The organism is Microbacterium oxydans, assembly GCF_000956525.1.
In the GTDB taxonomy this organism is placed as follows: Bacteria; Actinomycetota; Actinomycetes; order Actinomycetales; family Microbacteriaceae; genus Microbacterium; species Microbacterium oxydans_A.
The window spans coordinates 1-24,058 of record NZ_JYIW01000025.1 but is presented as its reverse complement, the minus strand read 5'-3'; the positions used below and the strand labels follow the sequence as shown (position 1 = coordinate 24,058).

The window sequence follows — 24,058 nt, the reverse complement described above, 5'->3', positions numbered from 1 at the left end:
TCACTTGGACGCAGCTGGACTCAGCAGGATCCCGACAACCCGTCGACGACAGCGACGGCGTCGGCTTCGTATCGGCTGTAGTAGTCGCGATCGGTGTTGATCTGCACCCGGTGGATGGCATGAGATCGCTCCATCGACTGCCAGTCCTGGAGCCTGGCGAGCCTGGTGAAGAACAGACCAGCCGCGGTCGCCGGGTCCATCCGCTGCTCGATGCTCCCCCACCACGTCTGCTGCTGGAACAGCCCGATGCTGCTGGTGCGGGTGCCATCGGGGTTGGTGACGCCGTTCGTCTCCCAGTCGCCGTAGTCGATGTTGTGCAGGCTGCTCTCACCCATCGCGGTCATCACGCCGAGGATCTGCGCGTCGCGCCCCAGCCCCATCCCGGTCGCCGTCTGCATGATCGTCGCCGCGTTCTCGAGCTGCTCCCCTCGCCACCCCGCGATGCCGGAGTCCGGGTAGGTGGCCGGGTCGGCGGCGCACACCACGACCGGGTCGTGCGCGATCGTGAGCGGCACGAGCACGCCGATGCCGACGACCACCGCCACCACCGCGGTCGAGATGAGGGCCCGGCGCAGCATCCGCCGGCGTCGCAGCCGCAGCGCCGCCAGCTTCCGCGCGCCGGGTTTGCGCCGCTTCGCCGTGGTGCTCCGCCGCGGCTTCCGCTTCGTTCCGCGCCGCGTCGTCGCAGCACGCGCGTTCATGGCGATGGGGTGCGTCGTCGTCCGGCGAACGCTGCGATGCCGCCGCCGATCGCGCCGAACAGGTGCGCCTGCCACGAGATGCCCTCGCGCACGCCGATGACGCCGGCCAGCATGGATCCGCCGTACAGCGAGACCACGATGATGGCGACGACGGCGTACAGGATGCGGTGCGCGACCCGGCCCGGCGCGAAGACCCGCAGCACCACGTAACCGAAGTAGCCGAACACGAGTCCGGATGCACCGACGGTCAGTGTGCCTGGCGCGTTCGCCACCCAGGTTCCGAGGCCTCCGATCACGGCGACCATGGCCGTGACGGCCCAGAACCGGCGGGTGCCCTCGACCGCGACGAGACAGCCGAGCACGAGGAACGGCACGGAGTTCGCGATCAGGTGCGGCCAACTCGCGTGCAGCAGCGGGCCGACCACGATGCCACCGAGACCGGACGGATCCCAGGAGCGCAGTCCGAAGCCGGAGAAGGAGCCCGGAAGCACGGCATCCGCGAACTGCACGACCCACATCAGTGCGAGCAGAGCGACCGGCGAGACGAAACGGCCGAGCGGAGTCGAGCGGCGGGTGTCGGCGGGGCTGGTCACGTCACGATCCTCGCAGTGCCGCCCCGGAGGACGCTGAAAAAGAAAGTGACCCTCCGCGCACCCAGCAGAGCCCGGTTACCCTTGCTGCGTTTCCGCCCTGGGGGAATTGGCCTGGATGCCGCCACGCGGAGAGCCGTCAACCATCCTAACCCGAGTGCGCGGCATGGTTCGACATCCGCGGGCCCCCGAGGCTCTCAGGGGAACCTGCCAGAGCGCGGCGACCCGCACCGGGTTACGATCGAGGAACGCGCACGGAGGCGCCCACGCGAGAGGGAACGCATGCCAGACAACGCCCCCCAGATCACGGCCGAGCAGTTCGCCGTGCAGACCTCTGCGATCCTCGGGTCGGTGGGGAGCGTGATCGACGGGAAGCCGGATGCCGTGCGCAGCGCACTGGTGTGCCTGCTCGCCGAGGGCCACCTGCTGATCGAGGATGTGCCTGGCGTCGGCAAGACGATGCTGGCCCGCGCGCTGGCTGCGAGCGTCGATGCGACGGTGCGCCGCATCCAGTTCACACCCGACCTCCTGCCGGGCGACGTCACCGGGGTCTCGGTCTACAACCCGGTCGACCGCGAGTTCGAGTTCAAGCGAGGAGCCATCTTCGCGCACATCGTCATCGCCGACGAGATCAACCGCTCATCGCCCAAGACGCAGTCTGCGCTCCTCGAGGCGATGGAAGAGGGACAGGTCACGGTCGACGGCTCGACCCATCTGCTCCCCGAGCCGTTCCTCGTGGTCGCGACGCAGAACCCGCTCGAGATGGAAGGCACCTACGCGCTGCCGGAGGCACAGCGCGATCGTTTCATGATGCGCATCTCGATGGGCTATCCGGACGCCGCCGCCGAGGCCCTCATGCTCCGCCAGCGCGACACCGTGAACCCGCTGAGCGGGGTCTCCCCCGTCGCGGATGCCGCATCGATCGCGCAGCTCATCGCCTTCGCGCGTTCGGTGCACGTGGCGCCGGCGCTCGAGGAGTACACCGTCGCACTCGCCCAGGCGACGCGCGCGGATCCGAACCTGCACCTCGGCGCGAGCCCACGGGCGACGCTGCAGCTGATCCGCGCCGCGAAGGTGTGGGCGGCGCTCGACGGCCGCGACTACGTGATCCCCGACGACGTCACCGCGCTCATCATCCCCGTCTTCGCGCACCGGCTGCTCCCAGCACGTGGGGCGCACCGCGCAGGCGCCCAGCCGATCGAGGCAGCGCTCGCCCAGATCGTCGAGCGCGTCCGCGTGCCAGTGGCCACGCGATCCTGATCGACCGATCACCATGCGACGACGTCGAGCCCTGACCGCACGAGGCGCAGGTGCGCTGCTCGCAGCGCTCTGCTGCGTCATCCTCGCGAACCTCGTCGCGGCGCCCATCCTGCTCTTCATCGGACTCCTGCTGGCCCTGCTCACGGTGTTCTCGGTGCTCGTGGTGCGACTCCCCCGGCGCAGCGGCACGGTCGCCAGGCAGATCTCCACCGACCTCCTGACGGTGTCAGAGACCTCGCGCGTGACGGTGCGCTTCGCGCTGCGCTCGATCCGCATCCCGCACGGGCTCTGGCACGATGTGCTGCCGGATGCCGTCTCGGGAGACTCGAGCGGCGAGTATCCACCGGAGATCGGCCGGCTCAGCTATCTCATCACTGGCGTCCGCCGCGGCGTCTGGCCGATCGGACCACTGATGCTCCGCACGGTCGACCCGTTCGGTCTCGCGCAGCGCGAGCAGGAATTCGGCGAGCACCGCACCGTCACCGTCGTTCCCGAGGTGTTCTCGCTCGCCCCGCTCTCGGTGCGGATCGGCGCAGCCGGCGGCACGGCGCAGACATCGTCGACGCGGCTCGGTCAGGGCAGCGACAACCTCTCCCCGCGGCACTACATCTCCGGCGACTCGATGCGACGCATCCACTGGCGAGCCACCGCGCACCGGGGCGAGTTGATGGTGCGGCAGGAGGAAGAGGAGTCCAGCCCTGACGCGCTGGTGGTGCTGGACCGCAGCAGCGCGCACTGGGACGCCCCCGGCGCGCACGAGGACGAGGCGTTCGAAGCGGCGGTCTCGCTGTGCGCGTCGATCGCGGTCCATCTGGCCGATGAGGGCTACGGCGTCGATGTGATCGACAGCGCCGGTGTGCTGCTCGGCACGCTCCGCGGACACGAGGACGACCGCGACGGGCTGCTGGTCGCCCTCTCGATGGTCGGGCCGCGCGGCGACTCCCGCGATGTCGCGACGCTGATCGGCGGCTCACCTCCGGGGCCGCTCGTGTACATCACCGGGCGCATCGACGAAGAGGATGCCGCGCTGCTGCGATCGTCCGGCGCCGCGGCGCCGATGCTCTTCGCGACCGAGCCGCTCCCCGGTGCGGCTGCCGCTGCACGGCAGCACGGCTGGAGCGTGACGACACTGGGCGCCGACATCCCGGAGGCCTGGGAAGCGGCGCTGCCGAGCCCGGGTGGAGCGACCGATGTTCCGCGCTGAGTCGAAGCGCCCCTCCCGAGGCGCTGACGCGACCGCTCCCCAGCACTGGCACCGCGAGCACGAGGAGCCCGACGGCGTCGTGGTTCCCGCCGTGCTCGCCGCCGCGGCCGGACTCGTCGCGATGTGGCCGTTCACCTCGGTGATCGAGCCAGGCGCCTGGTCGTTCGTCGTCGTGGCGGTCGTCGTCGCGGTCGCTGCGAGCGGGGCGCTGCTGCGCTTCCTGCTGCGCCGGCGCCGTGGCTGGGTTCGCGACCTGTCGACCTTCCTCGTCCAGCTGCTCGTCGCGGTGGCCGTCGTGACGCAGCTCGTCGCCGGCGACACCGCGTTTCTCGGACTCTTCCCGACCGCGACCACCGTCTCGGTGTTCGCCTCGCTCGCGGCATCCGCGATGGAGGAGATCGTGTTCGGTGCGGCGCCGCTCTCGCCGTCGGCAGGACTCGCAGCCGTGCTCGGGTTGGGATTCGCGCTCGTCGCGCTGCTCCTCGACCAGCTGATCACCCTGCGTCTCGCCGTGCTCGCGATCGTGCTGACCGGCGTGCTCGGCGCTGTGCCGATGATCGTGACGATGGGCGACGCGAACGTCGCCTGGTTCGTGCTCTTCGGCATCCTCGCACTGGTCCTGCTCGGCTACACCGCGCGTCGGCATCCGATCGCCCCGCGCCGCTCGTCGACCTCGCTCGCGGTCGGCGTCGGAGCCGCCGCGATCGCCGTGACCATGATCGTCGCCCCGGCCCTGCCGGTGTCGTCGACGATCGTCGGCACCGGCGTCGGCACCACGGTCGATGCGTCCCTCCGACTGGGCGACGATCTGCGGCAGCCGAACCCGGTCGAGGTGCTGACCGTCGCCACCGAGGGCGATGTCGCACCGTACCTCCGCCTGACCACGCTCTCGCAGTTCGACGGCCGCGTCTGGCAGCCGGACCGCGGGGAGCTCACCTCGCAGAGCGAGGGTTTCGGCGAGCCGGAGTGGGGCGAGCAGATCGCGGCCGAGGAGGAGACCACCTCGGTGCGGGTGCTGCGCATGTCGAGTTCCTGGCTGCCGGTGCCCTACCCGGCCACTCGCGTGCAGGGTGTCTCCGGCGCCTGGCGTGTCATGCCGGAGAACCGCACCCTCGTCTCCAGGAGCGCGGATGCCGCGGGCAACGACTACACGATCACGGCGACGAAGGTGACGCCGACGCTCGAGCAGATCCGTGCGGTCGACGCAGCGCCGCCGGTGGTCGATGACGACGAGGAGCCGGTCGAGCTCCCCGCCATCATCGGGGACCTGGCGACCGAGGTCACGGCCGAGGAGTCGAACGACTACGACCGGCTCGTTGCCCTGCAGACGTGGTTCCGCTCGTCGTTCACGTACTCGCTCGAGACTCCGGTCGACGAGGGGTTCGACGGCACCGGCGCTGACGCGGTGGCGCAGTTCCTCGATGTGCGCTCCGGCTACTGCGTGCACTTCGCCGGCGCGTTCGCGCTGATGGCGCAGAGCCTCGACATGCAGACCCGCATCGTCGTCGGGTACCTTCCCGGGTCGCTGACGACCGAGAAGCGCGGCGACGAGTCGATCTTCTCGGTCGACAGCGATCAGCTGCACTCCTGGCCCGAGGTGCTGTTCCCCGGTATCGGCTGGGTGCCGTTCGAGCCGACCGCCTCGCTCGGGGTGCCGACCGCCTTCCGGGCCGCGACCACCACCGGCGGCGGTACGACCGGACCGTCGACCCCTGCGCCCACCACGGCTCCGCAGACGGAGCAGACCACCGGGCCGGAGATCGATCGAGGCGACGCGGGCGACAACAGCTCCACGACCGGCGCGCTGCGACGGCTCGACCCGATGCCGGTGGTGTGGAGCATCGCCGGCGTGCTCGCAGTGCTGCTGCTCCCAGCGGCGATCCGCAGAATCGAGCGCTCGGTCCGCCTCGGCCGTGCGCGTCGCGGTGACGCCGGAGCCGCCTGGGCCGAGATGCGCGACACCATGGTCGACCTGCAGCTGCCGCTGTCGGCGGCGGACACGCCTCGGGTACGAGGAGCCGCGCTGGTGACGCAGTATCACGTGGATGCCGATGCCGTCGGCCGGTTGACGCGCGCCGTCGAGCGCACCAACTACGCGCGCGGAGGATCAGCGGGCGACGATCTCGCCGATCCGCTGCGGGCCGTGCTCGGCGGGATGCAGCGCCACTGCGACCGCGTCACCCAGGTGCGGGCGCTGCTGCTGCCACGCTCGCTGTTCATGACCCGCAGCGCGGAGTCGACCTCGCTCGGCTGAGGCCGGGTGCGACGCTCAGGCCGCGTGCGTCTCGCAGGCCACGCTGTCGCAGTCGGCGCACACGACGGACTGCACCCGGCACGACAGGTCAGGGCAGTTCGCGGTGCGGTTCGTCGCGGCACCGCATCCGACGCACTCGCCGATCACTGCCGCGTGGTCGGAGAAGTCGATCGAGCCGCGCTTGTCGAACACGTAGAGCGAGCCGTCCCAGAGTCCGTCATCGCCGTACTGCTCGCCGTACCGGACGATGCCGCCCTCGAGCTGGTACACCTCGCCGAACCCACGGGCGGTCATCAGGCTCGACAGCACCTCACAGCGGATGCCGCCGGTGCAGTAGGTCACGACCGGCTTGCCCTTCAGGTCGTCGTAGATGCCGGAATCCAGCAGCTGCACGAAGTCGCGCGTCGTCTCGGTGTCGGGCACCACCGCGCCACGGAAGCGTCCGATCTGCGCCTCGAGCGAGTTGCGGCCGTCGAAGAATACGACCTCATCGCCGCGCTCCTCCACGAGCTCGTGCAGCGCGTCGGGGGTGAGCCTGGTGCCACCACCGACCACGCCGTGCTCGTCGACACGGAGCTCGCCCGGCGCCCCGAACGAGACGATCTCGTCGCGCACCTTCACGCTCAGCTTCGGGAAGTCGAGGCTGCGTCCGTCGGCGTCGACCCCGGTGCCCTCGCTCCATTTGATGTCGGTGTTCGCGAACGGGGCGTAGGAGCGGAACGATCGCAGCCACTTCTTCAGCACCGGCAGATCGCCGCCGAGGGTGCCGTTCACGCCGTCCTTCGAGATGAGGATGCGGCCGCGGAGGCCGAGCGCCTCGCCGAGGTCGCGCTGCCACAGGCGGATGGCCTCGGGATCGGCGAGCGGGGCGAAGGCGTAGAAGAGAACGATCTTGGGGGTTGCCACCTGGCGATTTTACGCCGTGGGCGGGCGGGCGACGGTCGGGCGGCCGAGCAGGTGGTCGACGTGCCGGTGGATCGGGGTGACGAGCTCGAGGTGCTCCCCCGCATCCGCACGCGCCAGCAGCGATGCCAGCACGACGAGTTGGGAGAAGACGCCGTCCGCCGTGTCGAGGTCGTCGCGGAAGCGATGTGCGACCTCGTCCGCGACCTCGGGCACGGCGAGCGCGGTGCCGAGCAGGCAGGCGGCGTCGTACCCACGAGGCGCGAGGAGTGCCGGCCCACGATCGACGAGCACCGGCGGCTGGGTGCGGATGCTGCGCCAGTCCAGCCGCCCGTGACTCGGACGCCAGTCCTGCGCATCCGTATCGACGTCGAGGCCGAAGCGCACGGCGATCCGCCGGCACGCGTCGATCGGTTCGAACGCGCGTCGCGTGGGCCCTGACGCCGTGATCGAAGCCAGCTTCCGCTCGAGCTGCGACCACCACGCTGGCGTCGACGTCGGCGCCCCGATGAGCACCGGCGACCCGGCGAGCACCGGCGCCGCGGTATCTGTCGTCATCTGAGGATGATATGACGATGAGCGAGAGATTTCCACCCGCATCGCCGTGAACGCGTCCAACACGCTCCGCCCTCGGGACGACCCCGTCACTGGGCACACGATCGATCGGATAGGATGGACAGGTTGTTCCTTGGTGACGTGTCCGAGCGGCCGAAGGAGCACGCTTGGAAAGCGTGTGTTGTGAAAGCAACCGCGGGTTCGAATCCCGCCGTCACCGCCAAACACGAAAGAGCCTCCGCGCCAGCGGGGGCTCTTTTCGTGTTTCTTCTGGACTGGGATTCGGGAGGAGCGAGCGAAGCGAGCACCGGAGTCCCGCCGTCACCGCCAAACACGAGAAGAGCCTCCGCGCCAGCGGGGGCTCTTTTCGTTCTTCGGTCCGAGCTAGTCCCCGAAACGGATGCCGAAGCTCTGCCCACCCGGCGCGGTCGGCAGCGGGGTCATACCGAGACGCTCGTAGAACGCTGCTGCGCCGGTGTTGTTCGGGTCCATGCCGAGGTGCAGACCGGAGACGCCGCGACGCGCCAGCTCATCGAACAGGGTGGCGATGAGCTTCCGCCCGAACCCCTGCCCCTGCGTCTCGGGCAACAGGTCGATGTGCAGGTGCGCCGGATACTCGGCGGCAAGCGGTTCGGCCCCGGGGGCCCTGGTGTACCCGTAGGTGACCATGTGGCCTTCGCGGGTCGTCGGCGTCTCGGGGCGCGGGAAGCGCTCGTGGAATGCGGGCCACCACTCGTCCCGGAACCAGGCGTAGAAGGCATCCGTGTCGTCGGTCGCGACGATGTAGCCGATGACCCGCTCGTCGTCGGTCTCGACGACCCACGCGAGGTCGGGATGCCGCTCCGCATAGGGCACCGCGAACAGGTCGCCCCAGAGGGTGTCGTCCGGGAGGATCCCGGTGGCATCCCCTCCGGCATCCGCGGTCTTCACGCACACCTCGGTCAGGGCTGCACGGTCGGACGGTCGATAGGGGCGGATCTGCGACACGGGGACTCCTCGATGAATCGGAGACCTCAGCCTATCGGCGCCTCGACGGCCGCTTCACGTCGCTGCTGCACCCATGGCAGCAGCCAGGCGCCGAGCACGAGCACGACGCCCGCGCCGACCAGCGCGCCGCCGACGGTGTCGCTCGCCCAGTGCACCGAGAGGAAGGTTCGCGAGAGCGCCATCGCGACGATCCAGATGAAGCCGGCGACCGCGATCCAGACGCGTGGGAACAGCACCCACGCGACCACGGCGATCGTCGCCGCGTTCGCCGCATGCCCCGAGGGGAAGGATCCGAAGTCGCTGAGCACCAGCATGTCCTCCGGCCGCGCACGCCCGAACAGATGCTTGAGGATCTGCACGACCCCGGCACTCGCGGCGAAGCAGAGCGCCGAGAACAGTGCGGAGCGCCAACGCCGCGCGAGCAGGAATGCGATGATCACGAGCAGCGGGATGGCGTAGATCGCGATCCACCCGCCGCCGACCGCATTGAGCACCTCTGCGAACGCGATCATGGCCTGCGTGCGCATGCCGGAGACGAGGTCGTTCCACCAGGAGTCGAACCCCGGTGTCGTGTCGAACCCGAAGACGACCGACGCTCCGATCCCCGTCGCGAGCACGAGGCACGCGACACCCCACCACAGCAGCATCCGTCTGTTCATCGTCCCATCATGGCCGATGAAGCCTGTGCAGTCAGGGAGTGAGCATGCCGACGGTGCGAGGACGCACGATCAGCCAGAGCGACAGGAGACCGATCGTGGCGCAGCCGACCATGACGGATGCCATGGTCGTGGCGGTGATGCCCGCGTCCTTCGAAATCCATCCGACGACCGGCGAGATGAGCCCGGCGACCCCGAAGTTGACCGCGCCGAGGACGGATGCCGCGGTGCCGGCCGCCTTCCCGTGCCGGTCGAGCGCGAGCACCTGCACGTTCGGGAACGTGAATCCGCACGCCGTCATGAACACGAACAGCGGGATGACGGTGCCCCACAGGCCCAGCCCGAGCTGATCCGTGACGACGATCGCGATGCCGGCGAGCAGCAGCACGGCTGTCGAGTACGCCATGACCCACTGCGGGCCGAAGCGCGCGGCCAGCCGGGAGGCGGTCTGCACGCCGAGCACCACACCGAGCGAGTTCACGGCGAACAGCAGTCCGTACTGCTGGGCGTCGAGTCCGTGCGTCTGCTGGAACAGGAACGGCGATGCCGAGAGGTAGGAGAAGAGGCCCGAGAAGGTCATGCCGCCGATGATGAGCACGCCGATGAACACCCGGTCGGAGAACACCGAGCGGTAGCGCTGCAGCACGGTCCCGCCGCCACGCTCGCCACGCCGCGCGACGGGCAGGGTCTCCGGGATGACGAGCACGGTCGAGAGCAGCATCAGCACGCCGTACGCCGCGAGCACCACGAAGATGCCTCGCCAGGGCATGAGCGTGAGCAGCCAGGAGCCGATCAGCGGAGCGATCACCGGGGCGACGCCGGAGACCAGCGCCAGCCGAGACAGCATGACGACGAGGCGGCGACCGCCGAAGAGATCACGGACGATCGCCATCGCGACGACACCACCGGCTGCGGCACCGACGCCCATCATCACCCTGGCCGCACTGAGCAGCTCGAGGGTGGGCGCGAAGGCGGCGGCGACGCTCGCGAGCACGTGGAGCGCCGTGACCACGATCAACGGGATGCGGCGGCCGACCTTGTCGCTCAACGGGCCCACGACGAGCTGGCCGATCGCGAAGCCGATCATGGTGCCGGTGAGCGTCAGCTGGATCGCGGCTGCCGTCGTCTGGAAATCCTCCTCCAGCACCGGGAAGGCCGGCAGGTAGAGGTCGATCGTGAACGGCCCGAGCGCCGTGAGGGCGCCCAGCAGCACGATGTAGAGCACGCGGCGGCGGTTGGGGATCGCGTCGCCCGGATGCAGCATGATCGGCGCGGTCGCCGGGTTCGAGCCGAGCGTGCGGATCGCACCGGTCGCTGACGGCACGCGGATGCTGCCGGTGGCGGTGCGTTCGGTCGGCGTGACCGTGGGGATCGGGCTGGTGCGTGGAGCGTCGGACACGAGGTCCTTCCGGAGTTCGGGGTCTCGAATCGATTCGAGCGGCAAAGCATCCATGCTACCGCCGCCTCGCGGCCGCTGCACCTCCGTGTGGGGCGAGGGTCAGCGCGCGATGCGCCCCAGTGCATGTTCGAGGTCGGCGAGCAGGTCCGACACATCCTCGATGCCGACCGAGAGACGGATGACGTTCTCGGGCACGGCGAGCGCGGTTCCCTTGACCGAGGCGTGGGTCATCTCCGCCGGGTATCCGATGAGCGACTCCACACCGCCGAGCGATTCGGCGAGCTGGAAGATCTCGGTCGACTCGGCGAACGCATGCGCGGCCGCGGCGCCGCCGGCGAGTGCCAGCGAGAGCATCCCGCCATAGCCCCGCATCTGCTTCGCTGCGACCTCATGGTCCGGGTGCGACGACAGCCCCGGGTAGTAGACGCCGTCGAACTCCGGCCGCGATGCCGCCCACTCGGCGATCGCCTGCGCGTTCTCGGAGTGCTGGCGCATGCGCACCGCCAGCGTCTTGATCCCGCGGGTGGTGAGCCACGCGTCGAGGGGCGCCGACACGGCACCGACGGCGAACTGCTGGAACTTTACCTGCTCGACGAAGCGGTCGTCGGCGAACACCAGCGCACCGCCGAGCACGTCGGAGTGCCCGCCGAGGTACTTGGTGGTGGAGTGCACGACCACGTCGGCGCCGAGTGACAGCGGCAGCTGCAGCGCGGGCGAGGCGAACGTGTTGTCGACGACCAGCAGGGCACCGGCTGCGTGCGCGATCTCGGCGAGCCTGGCGATGTCGACGACCTTGAGCAGCGGGTTGCTCGGCGTCTCCAGCCAGATGATCTTCGTCGAGGGGCGAAGCGCCGCACGGATCGCTTCCGGGTCACCCAGCTCAGCGGTGGTCGTCTCGATGCCCCACGGCGCGAGCACCCGGGTGAGCAGGCGGTAGGTGCCGCCGTAGACGTCGTTGCCGAGCAGGATGTGGTCGCCCGGCTTGAGGATGCCGCGCAGCAGTGCGTCTTCCGCCGCGAGGCCGGAGGCGAACGACAGCGCACGCTCACCACCCTCGAGGGCGGCGATCTGCGTCTCGAGCGACGTCCTGGTCGGGTTGCCCGAGCGGTTGTACTCGTACCCGTCGCGAAGTCCGCCGATGCCGTCCTGCACGTGCGTGGAGGCCTGGTAGATCGGCGGGATGATCGCCCCGGTGATCGGGTCGGGCGTCTGCCCTGCGTGGATGGCTCGGGTGGCGAAAGCATGCTCGGACATCTGTCCAGCCTACGACCGGGCTCAGGGGGCGTGGCGCCCCTGTTACGCCGCGCGTCCGATCCCCGGGATCAGCGCGACAGGTACGCCAGCAGGTCCTGACGGGTGAGCACAGTGTGCGGCTTGCCACCCTCGGTGACCAGCAGCGCGTCGGCGTCGGCCAGTGCAGCGCGAGCATCTGCGATCGAGGCGTGGATGCCGATCAAGGGCAGCCGCTCCCCGGTGTGCTCGCCGACGGCATCCGTGGGCTTCGCCTCGCCGCGGAACAGCAGGTCGAGCAGGTGCTTCTCGTCGACGGTGCCGACGACCTCACCCATCATGACCGGCGGCTCGGCACTCAGCACGACGAGCTGCGAGACCTCGTACTCGGTCATCATCCCGATGGCTTCGAGCACCGTGTCGGTCGGGTGCGCGTGCACGAGATCCGGGATGCCTGCTCCCGTCGTCTGCCCCCACTCCCCCGCCTTCGCACCCTTGGGTCCCTGAGCCGCGCCCCTGGGCCCCTGAGCCGCCCCCCTGGGTCCCTGAGCCTGTCGAAGGGCCCTGGCCGCGAGCACATCGGCGACCGTCTCCCCGTCCTCGACCTCGCTGAAGCCGTACGACCGCATCCAGCCGTCGTTGAAGATCTTGCTGAGATAGCCGCGGCCGCCGTCCGGCAGCAGCACGACCATCACGGCATCCGCCGGCAGATCACGCGCGATGCGCAGTGCGCCGACCACCGCCATGCCGCTGGATCCGCCGACCAGGATGCCCTCCTCGCGGGCGAGGCGCCGTGTCATCGCGAAGGACTCCGCGTCGCCGACCGCCACGATCTCGTGCGGCACGGTCGGGTCGTAGGAGCCGGGCCAGATGTCCTCGCCGACGCCCTCCACGAGGTACGGGCGCCCGGTGCCACCGCTGTAGACGCTGCCCTCCGGGTCGATCCCGACGATGCGCACCCGGTCGTCCGAGACCTCGCGCAGGAAGCGGCCGGTGCCGGTGATCGTGCCGCCAGTGCCGACGCCGGCGACGAAGTGCGTGATCGTCCCCTCGGTGTCCCGCCAGATCTCCGGCCCCGTCGTCTCGTAGTGGCTGCGGGGACCGTTCGGGTTGTCGTACTGGTTCGGTTTGAACGCGCCGGGGATCTCGGTGACGAGCCGATCGCTCACGCTGTAATACGACTCCGGGCTGTCCGGTGCGACGGAGGTCGGGGTCATGACCACCTCGGCGCCGTAGGCGCGCAGGACATCGATCTTGTCTTCGCCGACCTTGTCCGGCACGACGAAGACGCACCGGTAGCCGCGCTGCTGCGCGACGAGGGCGAGTCCGACGCCGGTGTTGCCGCTGGTCGGCTCCACGATCGTGCCGCCGGGCTGCAGCGCACCGGATGCCTCGGCCGCATCGATGATGCGCGAGGCGATGCGGTCCTTCGAGGAGCCGCCCGGATTCAGGTACTCCAGCTTCACGAGCACCGTGCACTCGACGCCCTCGGTGACGTGCTGGAGCTTCACGAGGGGCGTGTCGCCGATCAGGTCGACGATCGAGTCTGCGTACTTCATGGTTTCAGGGTACGTGGACGAATGCCGCGGCGGGCATGTGTTGCACCCGTCGCGGCATCCGTCCTGATCGAATCCGTCACGACCCGTGGACCACCACTGCGTCCCTGAGCCTGTCGAACGGTCAGCCCTTCGTGGATCCTGCCAGCAGCCCTCGCACGAAGTAGCGCTGCAACGAGAAGAACACGATCAGCGGCACGATGATCGACACGAATGCACCGGCCGTCAGCAGGTACCATCCCTCGCCTCGACCGGTGATCTCGGCGAGCACCTTCGTGATCGGCGAGGCCGCGCCGTCGGCGAACACCAGCGCGACGATCAGGTCGTTCCAGACCCAGAGGAACTGGAAGATCGCGACCGAGGCGATCGCCGGCATCGTCAGCGGCAGCACGACTCGGAAGAAGATCTGACCGCGCGATGCACCATCGACGCGAGCCGCCTCGATGATCTCACCGGGAATCTCCGACATGAAGTTGTGCAGCAGGTAGATCGCCAGCGGCAGTGCGAACATCGTGTGGGCGAACCAGACCTGGGCATAGCCGCCTGCGACGTCGAGCCCCAGGGTCACCGGGAGTCCGAACAGGTTGATCCCTCGTGAGAACGACGAGAGCAGCGGTACCAGCGCCATCTGGATCGGCACGATCTGCAGCGCGAACACGAAGATGAACAGCGCGTTGCGTCCCTTGAACTCGATCCACGAGAAGGCGTACGCCGCCATCGCCGCGATCATCAGGGGGATGATCGTGGCCGGGATCGTGATCACGATCGAGTTGAAGAAGGACTCCAGGATCGTCAGCTGGGTGGTGCCGGACTGCAGCACGGCCGCATAGTTGTCCAGCGTCAGCTGCGGGTTGGTGAAGAACGTCCACCAGCCGGTCGTCTCGATCGCGTCCCGCTCGCGGAACGACGAGATGAACAGGCCGACCGTCGGAATGGTCCACAGCACGGCGATGACGATCGACGCGACGGTCGCCCACGGTCGGCTGAGACGCTTGCGTGCACGCCCGGCGGATGCTTCGAACCTGCCGCCGGTCGTGATCGCCCTCGTGCTGGTCGCTGACTCTGACTTCACGGTGTCGGTCATCGGATCTCCCGCTGCTTCTTGATCTGGCGCGCGTTGTAGATGACGATCGGCAGCACCAGGATGAACAGGATGACGGAGAGCGCAGCGCTGCGTCCCGCCTCGAACTTCGAGAACTGCGTGTACATCTCGTTGGCGAGAACCGATGTCCCGTAGTTTCCACCCGTCATCGTCCGAACGATGTCGAACACCTTCAACGAGGCGATCGAGATCGTGGTGAGGACGACGATGAGCGCCGGGCGGATCGACGGAATCGTCACCGAGCGGAAGCGTTCCCACGCATTCGCCCCGTCGAGCTCCGCGGCTTCGAGCAGCTCCTGGGGGACGCCCTTGATGGATGCCGAGAGCACGACCATGGCAAAACCGGTCTGCACCCAGATCAGCACGACGATGAGGGCGAGGTTGTTCCACGGGCCGTTCAGGAGGAACTGCTGCGGCTCGCCGCCGAACCAGACCAGGATCTGGTTGAGCAGACCGATCTGCTCGAACTCGGCACTGCGGTAGGCGTACACGAACCGCCAGATGATGCTCGCGCCCACGAACGAGATCGCCATCGGCATGAAGACCAGGAGCTTGTAGACCTTCTCGCCGCGGGTCTTGTCGATGAACACCGCGTAGGCGAGACCGATGATCGTGGAGAGCGTCGGCACGAGCAGGACCCACACGATCGTGTTGATCACGGACGTGACGCCGTCCGACTGCGTGAAGATCCAGAGATAGTTGGACAGCCCGACGAAATCGTTGCCGGTCGAGTTCCAGAAGGACGCGTAGACGGTCTGGATCGACGGCAGGATGAGGCCGGCCAGGAGCAGGAGCATCGCTGGAGCCATGAAGGCGACGAGCTGGATCAGATATCCGGCTCCGTCGCGCGAGCGGTAGTCGAGGAAGAAGAACAGTGCGCCGACGAGGACGGCGACTCCCATAGCCCAGTAGTAGGAGTTGAAGAACCACATCACCGCCAGCGGGATGAGCAGGCACATCGCCAGCCGCACCCAGGTGTAGAGCGCGCCCCGGCGCGGAGCGATATCGACGAGAAGCAGGATGATCACCACGACCACCGCGAATGCGATGACCACGGCGACGGCCTGCAGGATCGGCGGCAGTGCCCCGATCCATTGGAAGAACACAGTCGCGTTCATGGAATCCCCTTCATGAGACGGAGCTGATCAGCGGCCCGCGCGGCCATGCGCGAACCGGGTGCGAGAAGGAGGGCCGCCCCGTGGGGCGGCCCTCCTCATCGGATCAGCTGGAGGGCCAACCGGTCTGGATCTGCGCGAGGACGTCGTCCGTCGAGGAGCCGTTGATCCAGGCGACCATGCCCTTCCAGAAGGTGCCGGAGCCGACCGCGCCGGGCATCTGGTCGGAACCGTCGAAGCGGAACGTCACCGAGTCGTCCTGGAGGAGCTTGATCGATTCCTGCAGGATCGGGTTCTCGACAGCGTCGATGTTCACGCCCTTGTTCGCAGAGGTCACGCCGCCGAGTGCCAGGCGGCTGTCGGCCCACTCCGGGCTGGAGAGGTACTCCAGAACCTTCTGCGTCGCCTCGGAGTCGCTGAACGCACCGACGATCTCGCCACCACCGGTGATGAACGTCTCGTCCGGGCTCTTGCTCGGCAGCAGGAACGCCCAGACGTCGCCGTCCTCGGCGATGTTCGTCCCTTCGGGGAAGAAGCCCGAGAGGAACGAGGCCTGGTGCGTCAGTGCGCAATCGCCCTTGGCCAGAGCCGGAGCCACGTCACCGAACGCGGTCGAGTTGATGGAGCGAACGTCGCCGAATCCGGCGTTCACGTACGCCGGGTTGAGCAGGACCTCACCTGTGGCATCGAAGGCGGCCTTGATCTGCGGGTCGGTGAACGGAATCTCGTTCTTGACCCACTGGTCGTAGACGTCCGGGCCGGCGTTGCGCAGCACGAGATCCTCGATCCAGTCCGTTCCGGGCCACCCCGTCGCCACACCCGACTCGAAGCCGGCGCACCACGGTGCCTTGCCGCTCTTCTCCTGGATCGTCTTCGTGAGGGTGAGCAGCTCGTCCCAGCTCGTGGGCTCTTCGACACCCCACTCCTTGAACTTGGTCGGCGAGTACCAGACCCAGCCCTTGACGCTCGCCATCAGCGGTGCGCCGTAGAACGTGCCGTCATACGTGCCGAAGTCGACCCAGCCCTGGGTCCACCCCTCCTCCGCGTTCTTCTTCACGGCATCGGGGGCGGGCTTCAGGAGGTCACGCGATGCGTAGTCGGCGAACAGACCCGGCTGCGGGAAGATCGCGATGTCGGGCGGGTTGCCGCCCTGAGCGCGCGTACCGAGCTGCGTCTCGAAGTCCTGGCTGCCCTCGTACTTGATCTTGATGCCGTTCTCCTTCTCGAAGTCGGCCCACGACTTCGCGAGGAGCTTCGCCTCGTCGTCGACGATCGTGCCGTAGATGGTGACCGTCTCGTCGTCACCTCCGCCGCCACCCGAAGGCGCGCCGCCCGGAGCACCGCAACCGGCGAGAGCGATGCCCGCGACCCCCAGCAGAGCGATCGGCGCATACCGCCTGGAACGCTGCGAAAGACCCATGTGATTCTCCTCTTCGAGTTCACGGCCCCTACCTCCTCCGACGCCACCCCCGGCGCGGATCGGGAACCGATTCCAGGCAAACCTACTTGGCTCCCACGCCCCCGCACAATACGAGAACATCACAAGCTCGCAACCTTTCACGCACATGGACCTCGGCGGATGGGAGCGCTCTCAGAATCCGACTGTGGAACCGGTTCCTTTTTCCGTCACGGCAAGCTACGCTGACTCCGCGTGCCGCTGCGGCGACACGCAGACGTGCATGCGCAGCCAGGTCGAGGAGGACCGATGAGCACGATCGCGGATGTCGCCGAGCGCGCCGGCGTCTCGAAGGCCACCGCCAGTCGCGCGCTGACCGGCCGCGGCTACGTCGCCGAAGCGACGCGTCGCCGCGTGGAGGATGCGGCCGACGCCCTCGACTACATCGCGCACTCCTCCGCCACGAGCCTCGCGACCGGACGCACGCAGACCGTCGGAGTCGTGATGCCGCCGGTCGACCGGTGGTTCTTCGCAGAGCTGCTCGCCGGCATCCAGGAGTCGCTGTTCGCACTCGACTACGACCTGTCGCTCTACGGTGTGCCGGAGCGCTCGTCGGCCAGGGCACGCCTGTTCGAGAGCGTGCTCCCCCGCCGGCGCTTCGATGGCATCATCGCCGTCGGCATCCAGCCCAGTGCCCTCGAGCTCGAGCAGCTGCAGCGCACCGGTCGCCCGCTCGTGAGCGTCGGGCCGTACAACGAAGGCTCGAGCTCGGTGTCGATCGACGACGTGGCAGCGGCCCGCATCGCCACGGAGCACCTGATCGAGCTCGGCCATGCCGACATCGCGTTCATCGGCGGGCAGGTCGATGCCGCAGATCTGAGCTTCGGCGATGGGCGGCGCCTCGACGGCTACCGTGGCGCGCTCGAATCCGCCGGACTGACGGCGCACATCCGCGTGGTGGACGCCGCACCGACGATGCCCGGCGGGTACGCCGCTGCCGCCGGGATGCTGGGCGACCGTCGCAACCGTCCGACCGCGATCGTCGGCGTGTGCGACGAGGCGGCCATCGGAGCCGTGATCGCTGCGCGACGGCTCGGCATCGCCGTCCCATCGGAACTCAGCGTCGTCGGCATCGACGATCACGAGCACGCCGAGATGTTCGCACTGACCACGATCGGGCAGTCCCCACGCGAGCAGGGCCATGAGGCCGTTCGTCTGCTGACGGGGCAGATGGCCGACGCGGATGCTCCGCTCGAGCACGTGTCAGCGGCATCCGCACTCGTGGTGCGCAGTTCGACCGCCGCGCCCCGCTGAGCAGGCGGCCCGCCGACCAGGGAACGCACGAAGGCCCCGGGCGAACCCGGGGCCTTCGATACAGCGTCGAGACGCTCAGGTCGATGCGCGCTGCGCTCCGACCCGAATCCGATTACTTGAGGGTAACCGTGGCGCCTGCCTCTTCGAGAGCAGCCTTCGCCTTCTCGGCAGCTTCCTTGTTCGCGCCCTCGAGCACGGCCTTGGGAGCACCGTCGACGACAGCCTTGGCCTCGCCGAGGCCGAGCGAGGTGAGCTCGCGGACCGTCTTGATGACCTGGATCTTCTTGTCGCCAGCAGCCTCGAGGATGACGTCGAAGGAGTCCTTCTCCTCAACCTCTTCAGCAGCGCCTCCACCTGCGCCGGCAACGGCGACGGGTGCAGCAGCGGTGACCTCGAACTTCTCCTCGAACGCCTTGACGAAGTCGTTGAGCTCGACGAGGGTCAGGCCGGCGAACTGCTCGAGCAGCTCCTCAGTGGTGAGCTTAGCCATGATGTATCTCCTAGATAGATGGGGTTTGTAGACGAGATCGCAGGTCGCTTACGCGGCCTCTGCGGTCTCCAGCTTTTCGCGAAGCGCGTCGATGGTCGCGGCAGCCTTGCCCATCGTCGCCTTCATCATGCCCGCAGCCTTCGCCAGCAGAGCCTCACGGCTCTCGAGCGCGGCGTACTTGTTGACCTCGTCGGCGGAGAGCGCGTTGCCCTCGAAGATGCCGGACTTGATCACGAGAAGCGGGTTGGCCTTGGCGAAGTCACGAAGAGCCTTGGCAGTGGCGACGAAGTCACCGTGCACGAACGCGACGGCAGACGGACCCTTGAGGTCGTCGTCCAGCGCGGTGATGCCAGCCTTGTTGGCGGCGATCTTGGTCAGCGTGTTCTTCACCACGGCGTACTCAGCGTCCTGACGGATGCTGTTGCGCAGCTCCTTGAGCTGGGCAACCGTCAGACCGCGGTACTCGGTCAGCAGAACGGCGGACGAGTTCTCGAATGACTTCGTGAGCTCGGCAACCGATGCATCCTTCTGCGCCATGGTCACTCCTTGGTGTGTACGAGGCGCCTCACGGTGGTGGGGCGCCGACCTCGACCCGACTGCAAACGAAAAAGCTCCGGCGCAAGCGCACGGAGCTTTGGAAAGTTCGTGTCCTGCGCGGGCCCCTGCGGTGCAGAGCTTCGATCTTCGTGCACTTGCGCACACGACGATGACCAGCGGTCTTCGGTTGCCATCACTCTACCCCACCCGTTCGCCTCCCCCAAATCAGGCGAGGTCACTGCCGGTGGGCGGCACGACCTCCATGACCGGCGAGTGCGTCGGCTGCGCGGATGAGGCTCAGATGCGAGAGCGCCTGCGGGGTGTTGCCCGCCTGCCGAGCGTGCTCGACGTCGTACTCCTCCGACAGCAGGCCGAGGTCGTTCGACATCGCGATCAGCCGCGCCATCAGGTCGCGGGCATCGTCGCTGCGCCCGCTCGTCGCATACTGCTCGACGAGCCAGAAGCTGCACGCGATGAAGGGATGCTCGCCCCCGGCGAGCCCGTCGACCCCGGACTCCGTGCGGTACCGCCGCAGGAATCCCCCGGTGAGCAGGGTGCGCTCGATCCGGTCGACGGTCCTGAGCATCCGCGGGTCGTCCGGCGGGCAGTAGCCCACCTGCGGGAGCACGAGCAGCGAGGCGTCGACCTCGGTCGAGCCGTAGTGCTGCACGAAGCACCCCTGCTCGGCATCCACTCCGCGTTCGTCGATCTCGCGCTGCAGGCCGTCGCGGACCGCAGCCCACCGGTCGGCATCGCCCGGGAGTCCGTGCTCCCGCACCGCGCGGACGCCGCGGTCGAGCGCGGCCCACATCATGACCCGGGAGTGCGTGAACCACTGCGGTTCGCCCCTGATCTCCCAGATGCCGTTATCCGGACGATCGATCGACGCGATCACCTGCTCGATGAGCGCACGCTGGAGCGGCCAGGAGAAGTCGCCCTCCTCGAGGCCGGCGATCCTGGCGGATTCCAGTGCGACCAGCACCTCGCCGATCACATCGCCCTGGTACTGGTCGACCGCGCCGTTGCCGATGCGCACCGGCGCGGCGCCCTCGTAGCCGGGCAGGCTGGTGAGCTCGCGCTCCACGAGATCGCGCTCCCCCGCGATCCCGTACATGATCTGCACCTCCTTCGGCTCCCCGGCGACCGCGCGCAGCAGCCATCGCCGCCAATGATGCGCCTCCGTCAGGAAGCCGTGCGCGATCAGTGCCTCCAGGGTCAGCGCGGCATCCCGCAGCCAGACGAAGCGGTAGTCCCAGTTGCGCGAGCCGCCGAACTCCTCGGGCAGCGACGTCGTCGCCGCGGCCACGATGCCACCGGTGTCCTTGTTGGTGAGCGCCCGGAGCACGAGCAGCGAGCGGACGACCTCAGCGCGATACGAGCCCTCATGCTGGATGCCGCTCGCCCATCCCTGCCACCACGAGCGCGTGGCGGCGATCGCGTCGTCGACGTCGAGCGGCTTCGGCGAATGCTCGTGCGAGGGGAACCAGCTGAGCGTCAGGTCGCGGACCTCGTCGGCTGCGACCGTCAATGTCGCCCGGTGCATGTGGTCCTCGGCGACGAGTCGCACGCCGCGGACGATCACCGCCTCCGGGCCGGCGGTCGCGTGCAGCGCAGGCTCCTCCCCAGTGCCCACCTGCCGAACCCAGGGCAGCCGGCGGGAGTAGTCGAAGTGCAGCCGCAGTTCGGTGACGAACTCCACCTGCCCGGAGATTCCGACGATCCGGCGAACGACATCGCTGCGCGTGGGATGCAGCGGCATGAACTCGTGCACCTCTGCGATCCCGGTCGCGCTCTCCCAGCGGGTGACGAGGATGAAGGTGTCCGAGATGTAGTGCCGTCGCGAGGTCGCGGCCGCATCGAGCGGGCGCAGGCTCCAGCATCCGTTGCGTGGTTCTCCCAGCAGCGCGCCGAACAGTGACGGCGCGTCGAAGCGCGGCAGGCAGAGCCAGTCGATGCTGCCGTCCCGCGAGACGAGCGCCCCGGTGCGGCAGTCGCTGAGCAGGGCGTAGTCCTCGATCGGAGCAGGCATCGCCTGATTCTGACATGCCCGTCCCGGGGAAGGACGAGTTACGGTGGAATCATGGCCGAAGCGACGACGCTCGTGATCTTCGGAGCCGGCGGCGATCTCGCCTCCCGGCTCCTCCTTCCCGCGCTGGGACAGCTGCTGACGAGGGAGCCCTCGCGAGCGGTGCGCATCGTCGGCGCCGACCGTGAGGACTGGACCGGCGCCGACCTCGAGGCCGTCGTCCGCACCGCGTTCGCGACGATGGACGCCGAAGATGCCGCCGCCCGCGTGGACGTGACCTACGTGCGCACCGACATCACGCAGCCCGACGACCTGCGCGCGCTGCTGCACGACCGCACCGGGCAGGTCGCGCTCTACTTCGCCGTACCGCCGGCGGTCGCCGCGGCATCCGTGTCGGCCATGACAGCCGACATGCTGCCGGACGGGGCGATGCTCGTCATGGAGAAGCCCTTCGGCATCGATGAGGCGAGCGCACGGGCCCTGAACCGGACGCTGACGGCGCTCGTGCCGGAGAGTCAGGTGTTCCGGGTCGACCACTTCCTCGGTCGTTCGACCACCCTCAACCTGCTCGGGGCGCGTTTCGCCAACCGCATCCTCGAACCGCTCTGGTCGGCGGAGAGCATCGAGTCGGTCGACATCGTCTACGACGAATCGCTGGCGCTCGAGGGACGCGCCGGCTACTACGACTCCGCCGGCGCGCTGGTCGACATGATCCAGAGCCACCTCCTCCAGGTGCTCGCCGTGCTGGCGATGGAGGAGCCGACGACGCTCGACGAGGTCGACTTCCGCGCGGCGACCAGCGCCGTGCTGCGCGCGACCACGGTGTGGGGCGATGACCCGGCGGCATCCTCTCGCCGGGCGCGGTACACGGCCGGCACGATCGGCGGCGTGGCGAAGCCGTCGTACGTCGACGAGCCGGGAGTCGATCCCGACCGGCAGACCGAGACCCTCGCCGAAGCGACGTTCGAGGTGCGCAACAGCCGCTGGGCTGGCACGCCGTTCCGGTTGCGCTCAGGGAAGGCGCTCGGCACGCCGGCGACGGAGATCATCGTGCGCTTCCGCCCCGTCCGACACGTGCCGACCGGGCTGACCGGCTCCGCGGACGGCGCGGTGCTGCGCTTCTCGCTCGGCCCCGACCGCATCTCGCTCGAGTTGAACCTGAACGCCGCGGAGGACCCGTTCGAGCTGGAACGCGCGACCCTGTCGGCCGAGCTCGGCGAGGGCGCCCTCAAGGCCTACGCCGAAGTACTGTCCGGCGTGCTCGACGGGGACCCGCTGCTCGCCGTGCGCGGCGACGCCGCGGAGCAGTGCTGGCGGATCGTCGCACCGATCCTCGAGGCATGGCGCCGCGGCGAGGTGCCGCTCGAGGAGTACGTCGCAGGCTCCCCCGGCCCCGCATCCTGGCCCGCCCTGGCCTGATCCCCCTCTCCCCTCTCTCCCCTTCTTCCCCTTCCCCTTCTTCCCTCTGCTCTTCTTCCTTTGCCGAGCGGCCCCTTTTCGTGCGACCCGGCCCCCTGTTGCACGCGCGCAGGGGGCCCGCTCGGTCGGAAAGGGCCGGGTCGGCGCTGGGCTCATCAGGCGGAGCGACGGCGGGCGAACAACCCGACGGCGCGAAAGTGCGACTCCGCAGCATCCAGCGTCCGCACGTGCTCGCTCATCACACGCGCGACCCGCCATCCCGTCGTCCCTCGCACCCAGTCCTCGCGCATCTTCTCGGCGAGCACGACGTCGTCGGCTGATCGATCGCCTCGAAGCTCGGCGTTCAGATACTTCTCGCGCCCATCGCACTCGATGAAGGTGTGCGATTGGTCGAGCGCGATGTCCATCCAATACTTCGAGGCCCCGTCCCGTTCGATCGGCACCTGCAGGCGAGGACGCGCGAAGCCGAGCTGATGCAGGCGATACCTGGTGACACTCTCGAGCGGCAGCTGCGCGCGTCCGTCGGCGAGCTCGACGATCCGTCGTGCCTGCAGGATGCCGCGCGCTCCCGGTCTGCCCGCGCGGATCGCCAGCTCACCGAGCAGAGCGTCGGCTGCATTCTCGTCGTAGTCCCACGGTTCGCCGCCGAGCGATGCGAGCGCAGCATCCGCGACGGCGAGCGCCGCCTCGCCGCTGACCGTGCGGACGACATCGAATACGGTGCGCGCCAGCGAGGTGCATCGGATGCCGTCCAGCTCGACGATGTCCGAATCCGGCAACGCCCCCTCATGCCGCAGGATGCCCTGGGTGCTGTGCCGGTGATCGGGTGGCGTGAGCACGTGGACCCGCTCGGGCCGGAGCCGGTAGAGCGGCAGACCCCAGAGCACGGCGGCCGACGCATGCGAGAAGATCGGCTCGCTGCCGGCTGACGAAAGCGCGGCCGCGACGACCTCCGCCCTGTGCCGCGACTCCGGAGAGAGACTCACCCACCGCACGTGCTCGACGAACCACCCCCGGCGCACCCGATGCAACCGTCGTGCATCGATCGCCGAGCGGAGCGTTCGTGAGGTCCACCCCTCGGCGTTGAGCCTTCGGCTGCTGATGAGGATGTCCGCTATCTCGTCGACGGTCGCGTGGCGCATCCGCAGATCCTGCCCCGCGCACTCACGCCGCACTCCCTCCCCGACCGCCCCCTGTGCATACCTTCCCCTCTGCTCCCAAACGTGCAGGAGAGCTCAGGCAGCCTCACCCTTCTCCCCCTCACCCCTGCCGAGCGGCCCCTTTGCCTGCGAACCGGCCCGTTCGAGACCGACACAAAGGGGTGGCTCGCACGAAAGGGGGCCGCTCGGCGCAGAGAGGGCGAG

21 protein-coding genes, 1 tRNA gene and 1 other RNA gene are annotated in these 24,058 nt (G+C 68.8%); 6 read left to right on the top strand and 17 right to left on the bottom strand.

Going from position 1 to position 24,058, the window contains the following annotated elements:
- Positions 1-20 precede the first annotated feature (20 nt).
- The 3 genes from RS83_RS10460 to ffs form a co-directional block, all read right to left on the bottom strand.
- Positions 21-701, bottom strand: a complete 681-nt coding sequence (locus RS83_RS10460; protein ID WP_052679072.1) for a hypothetical protein — start codon at positions 699-701, stop codon at positions 21-23.
- Positions 698-1,294, bottom strand: coding sequence for a rhomboid family intramembrane serine protease (locus RS83_RS10455; RefSeq protein WP_045279480.1), 597 nt, complete (start codon positions 1,292-1,294; stop codon positions 698-700). Before RS83_RS10455 ends, RS83_RS10460 begins: the two co-directional genes overlap by 4 nt.
- 41 nt (positions 1,295-1,335) lie before the next feature.
- An RNA gene (gene ffs, locus RS83_RS18575) (signal recognition particle sRNA small type) lies at positions 1,336-1,432 on the bottom strand.
- Positions 1,433-1,573: 141 nt separating this feature from the next.
- On the opposite strand from ffs, the gene RS83_RS10450 reads away from it, so the two are divergent.
- From RS83_RS10450 to RS83_RS10440, 3 genes are read left to right on the top strand one after another with little or no spacing between them, the layout of a single operon-like run.
- The gene (locus RS83_RS10450) at positions 1,574-2,551 is read left to right on the top strand and encodes an AAA family ATPase (protein ID WP_045279479.1); all 978 of its coding nucleotides are present in this window, start codon (positions 1,574-1,576) and stop codon (positions 2,549-2,551) included.
- 13 nt (positions 2,552-2,564) lie between these two features.
- Complete coding sequence (locus RS83_RS10445) at positions 2,565-3,755, top strand: DUF58 domain-containing protein (RefSeq protein ID WP_045279478.1); 1,191 nt, start codon at positions 2,565-2,567, stop codon at positions 3,753-3,755.
- Positions 3,742-6,009: a transglutaminaseTgpA domain-containing protein gene (locus tag RS83_RS10440; protein WP_045279477.1), complete on the top strand. Its 2,268-nt coding sequence runs from the start codon at positions 3,742-3,744 to the stop codon at positions 6,007-6,009. Before RS83_RS10445 ends, RS83_RS10440 begins: the two co-directional genes overlap by 14 nt.
- A 15-nt stretch (positions 6,010-6,024) precedes the next feature.
- On the opposite strand, the gene RS83_RS10435 is transcribed toward RS83_RS10440, so the two are convergent.
- Together RS83_RS10435 and RS83_RS10430 are read right to left on the bottom strand one after the other, a co-directional pair.
- Complete coding sequence (locus tag RS83_RS10435; protein ID WP_045279476.1) at positions 6,025-6,915, bottom strand: rhodanese-related sulfurtransferase; 891 nt, start codon at positions 6,913-6,915, stop codon at positions 6,025-6,027.
- A gap of 9 nt (positions 6,916-6,924) precedes the next feature.
- Positions 6,925-7,470, bottom strand: coding sequence for a hypothetical protein (locus RS83_RS10430; protein ID WP_052679071.1), 546 nt, complete (start codon positions 7,468-7,470; stop codon positions 6,925-6,927).
- A 132-nt stretch (positions 7,471-7,602) separates the two neighbouring features.
- On the opposite strand from RS83_RS10430, the gene RS83_RS10425 reads away from it, so the two are divergent.
- A tRNA-Ser gene (locus tag RS83_RS10425) sits at positions 7,603-7,690 on the top strand.
- A 161-nt stretch (positions 7,691-7,851) separates the two neighbouring features.
- Here the strand turns inward: RS83_RS10425 and RS83_RS10420 are convergent.
- From RS83_RS10420 to RS83_RS10385, 8 genes are all read right to left on the bottom strand, one after another.
- Positions 7,852-8,454, bottom strand: a complete 603-nt coding sequence (locus RS83_RS10420; RefSeq protein WP_045279475.1) for a GNAT family N-acetyltransferase — start codon at positions 8,452-8,454, stop codon at positions 7,852-7,854.
- 26 nt (positions 8,455-8,480) lie between these two features.
- Positions 8,481-9,113: a phosphatase PAP2 family protein gene (locus RS83_RS10415; RefSeq protein WP_231587764.1), complete on the bottom strand. Its 633-nt coding sequence runs from the start codon at positions 9,111-9,113 to the stop codon at positions 8,481-8,483.
- Between the two features lie 31 nt (positions 9,114-9,144).
- Positions 9,145-10,509 carry a multidrug effflux MFS transporter gene (locus tag RS83_RS10410; protein WP_419760979.1) on the bottom strand — a complete coding sequence of 455 codons (1,365 nt, stop codon included), beginning with the start codon at positions 10,507-10,509 and terminating at the stop codon, positions 9,145-9,147.
- Positions 10,510-10,608: 99 nt separating this feature from the next.
- On the bottom strand, positions 10,609-11,763 hold the full coding sequence (locus RS83_RS10405; RefSeq protein ID WP_045279473.1) for a cystathionine gamma-synthase: 1,155 nt from the start codon (positions 11,761-11,763) through the stop codon (positions 10,609-10,611).
- A 68-nt stretch (positions 11,764-11,831) separates the two neighbouring features.
- A complete protein-coding gene (locus tag RS83_RS10400; RefSeq protein WP_045279472.1) occupies positions 11,832-13,298 on the bottom strand; it encodes a cystathionine beta-synthase in 1,467 nt (488 codons plus the stop codon).
- A gap of 121 nt (positions 13,299-13,419) precedes the next feature.
- A complete protein-coding gene (locus tag RS83_RS10395; RefSeq protein ID WP_045279471.1) occupies positions 13,420-14,379 on the bottom strand; it encodes a carbohydrate ABC transporter permease in 960 nt (319 codons plus the stop codon).
- Positions 14,376-15,515: a carbohydrate ABC transporter permease gene (locus RS83_RS10390; RefSeq protein WP_045279470.1), complete on the bottom strand. Its 1,140-nt coding sequence runs from the start codon at positions 15,513-15,515 to the stop codon at positions 14,376-14,378. Before RS83_RS10390 ends, RS83_RS10395 begins: the two co-directional genes overlap by 4 nt.
- Positions 15,516-15,618: 103 nt before the next feature.
- A complete protein-coding gene (locus RS83_RS10385) occupies positions 15,619-16,932 on the bottom strand; it encodes an ABC transporter substrate-binding protein (RefSeq protein WP_045279469.1) in 1,314 nt (437 codons plus the stop codon).
- Positions 16,933-17,217: 285 nt separating this feature from the next.
- Between RS83_RS10385 and RS83_RS10380 the strand changes: the two genes are divergently transcribed.
- A complete protein-coding gene (locus RS83_RS10380) occupies positions 17,218-18,222 on the top strand; it encodes a LacI family DNA-binding transcriptional regulator (protein WP_045279468.1) in 1,005 nt (334 codons plus the stop codon).
- A 112-nt stretch (positions 18,223-18,334) separates the two neighbouring features.
- On the opposite strand, the gene rplL is transcribed toward RS83_RS10380, so the two are convergent.
- The 3 genes from rplL to RS83_RS10365 form a co-directional block, all read right to left on the bottom strand.
- Positions 18,335-18,712 (bottom strand): 50S ribosomal protein L7/L12, encoded by a 378-nt coding sequence (rplL, locus tag RS83_RS10375; RefSeq protein WP_042539579.1) that lies wholly within the window; start codon positions 18,710-18,712, stop codon positions 18,335-18,337.
- A gap of 48 nt (positions 18,713-18,760) precedes the next feature.
- Positions 18,761-19,249 (bottom strand): 50S ribosomal protein L10, encoded by a 489-nt coding sequence (gene rplJ / locus RS83_RS10370; protein WP_045279467.1) that lies wholly within the window; start codon positions 19,247-19,249, stop codon positions 18,761-18,763.
- 235 nt (positions 19,250-19,484) lie between these two features.
- A complete protein-coding gene (locus tag RS83_RS10365; protein WP_045279466.1) occupies positions 19,485-21,278 on the bottom strand; it encodes a glycoside hydrolase family 15 protein in 1,794 nt (597 codons plus the stop codon).
- A gap of 51 nt (positions 21,279-21,329) precedes the next feature.
- Here RS83_RS10365 and RS83_RS10360 point away from each other — a divergent pair, with 51 nt between their 5' ends.
- Positions 21,330-22,694, top strand: coding sequence for a glucose-6-phosphate dehydrogenase (locus tag RS83_RS10360; RefSeq protein WP_045279465.1), 1,365 nt, complete (start codon positions 21,330-21,332; stop codon positions 22,692-22,694).
- Between the two features lie 155 nt (positions 22,695-22,849).
- On the opposite strand, the gene RS83_RS10355 is transcribed toward RS83_RS10360, so the two are convergent.
- Entirely contained in the window at positions 22,850-23,836 is a 987-nt protein-coding gene (locus RS83_RS10355) for a hypothetical protein (protein WP_052679070.1), read from the bottom strand.
- Between the last annotated feature and the right edge of the window lie 222 nt (positions 23,837-24,058).

Coding starts and splice junctions, on each gene's coding strand:
- RS83_RS10460 (WP_052679072.1), bottom strand. CDS start 701: ATGAACGCGCGTGCTGCGACGACGCGGCGCGGAACGAAGCGGAAGCCG.
- RS83_RS10450 (WP_045279479.1), top strand. CDS start 1,574: ATGCCAGACAACGCCCCCCAGATCACGGCCGAGCAGTTCGCCGTGCAG.
- RS83_RS10445 (WP_045279478.1), top strand. CDS start 2,565: ATGCGACGACGTCGAGCCCTGACCGCACGAGGCGCAGGTGCGCTGCTC.
- RS83_RS10440 (WP_045279477.1), top strand. CDS start 3,742: ATGTTCCGCGCTGAGTCGAAGCGCCCCTCCCGAGGCGCTGACGCGACC.
- RS83_RS10430 (WP_052679071.1), bottom strand. CDS start 7,470: ATGACGACAGATACCGCGGCGCCGGTGCTCGCCGGGTCGCCGGTGCTC.
- RS83_RS10415 (WP_231587764.1), bottom strand. CDS start 9,113: ATGAACAGACGGATGCTGCTGTGGTGGGGTGTCGCGTGCCTCGTGCTC.
- RS83_RS10405 (WP_045279473.1), bottom strand. CDS start 11,763: ATGTCCGAGCATGCTTTCGCCACCCGAGCCATCCACGCAGGGCAGACG.
- RS83_RS10400 (WP_045279472.1), bottom strand. CDS start 13,298: ATGAAGTACGCAGACTCGATCGTCGACCTGATCGGCGACACGCCCCTC.
- RS83_RS10395 (WP_045279471.1), bottom strand. CDS start 14,379: ATGACCGACACCGTGAAGTCAGAGTCAGCGACCAGCACGAGGGCGATC.
- RS83_RS10390 (WP_045279470.1), bottom strand. CDS start 15,515: ATGAACGCGACTGTGTTCTTCCAATGGATCGGGGCACTGCCGCCGATC.
- RS83_RS10385 (WP_045279469.1), bottom strand. CDS start 16,932: ATGGGTCTTTCGCAGCGTTCCAGGCGGTATGCGCCGATCGCTCTGCTG.
- RS83_RS10380 (WP_045279468.1), top strand. CDS start 17,218: ATGAGCACGATCGCGGATGTCGCCGAGCGCGCCGGCGTCTCGAAGGCC.
- rplL (WP_042539579.1), bottom strand. CDS start 18,712: ATGGCTAAGCTCACCACTGAGGAGCTGCTCGAGCAGTTCGCCGGCCTG.
- rplJ (WP_045279467.1), bottom strand. CDS start 19,249: ATGGCGCAGAAGGATGCATCGGTTGCCGAGCTCACGAAGTCATTCGAG.
- RS83_RS10365 (WP_045279466.1), bottom strand. CDS start 21,278: ATGCCTGCTCCGATCGAGGACTACGCCCTGCTCAGCGACTGCCGCACC.
- RS83_RS10360 (WP_045279465.1), top strand. CDS start 21,330: ATGGCCGAAGCGACGACGCTCGTGATCTTCGGAGCCGGCGGCGATCTC.
- RS83_RS10355 (WP_052679070.1), bottom strand. CDS start 23,836: ATGCGCCACGCGACCGTCGACGAGATAGCGGACATCCTCATCAGCAGC.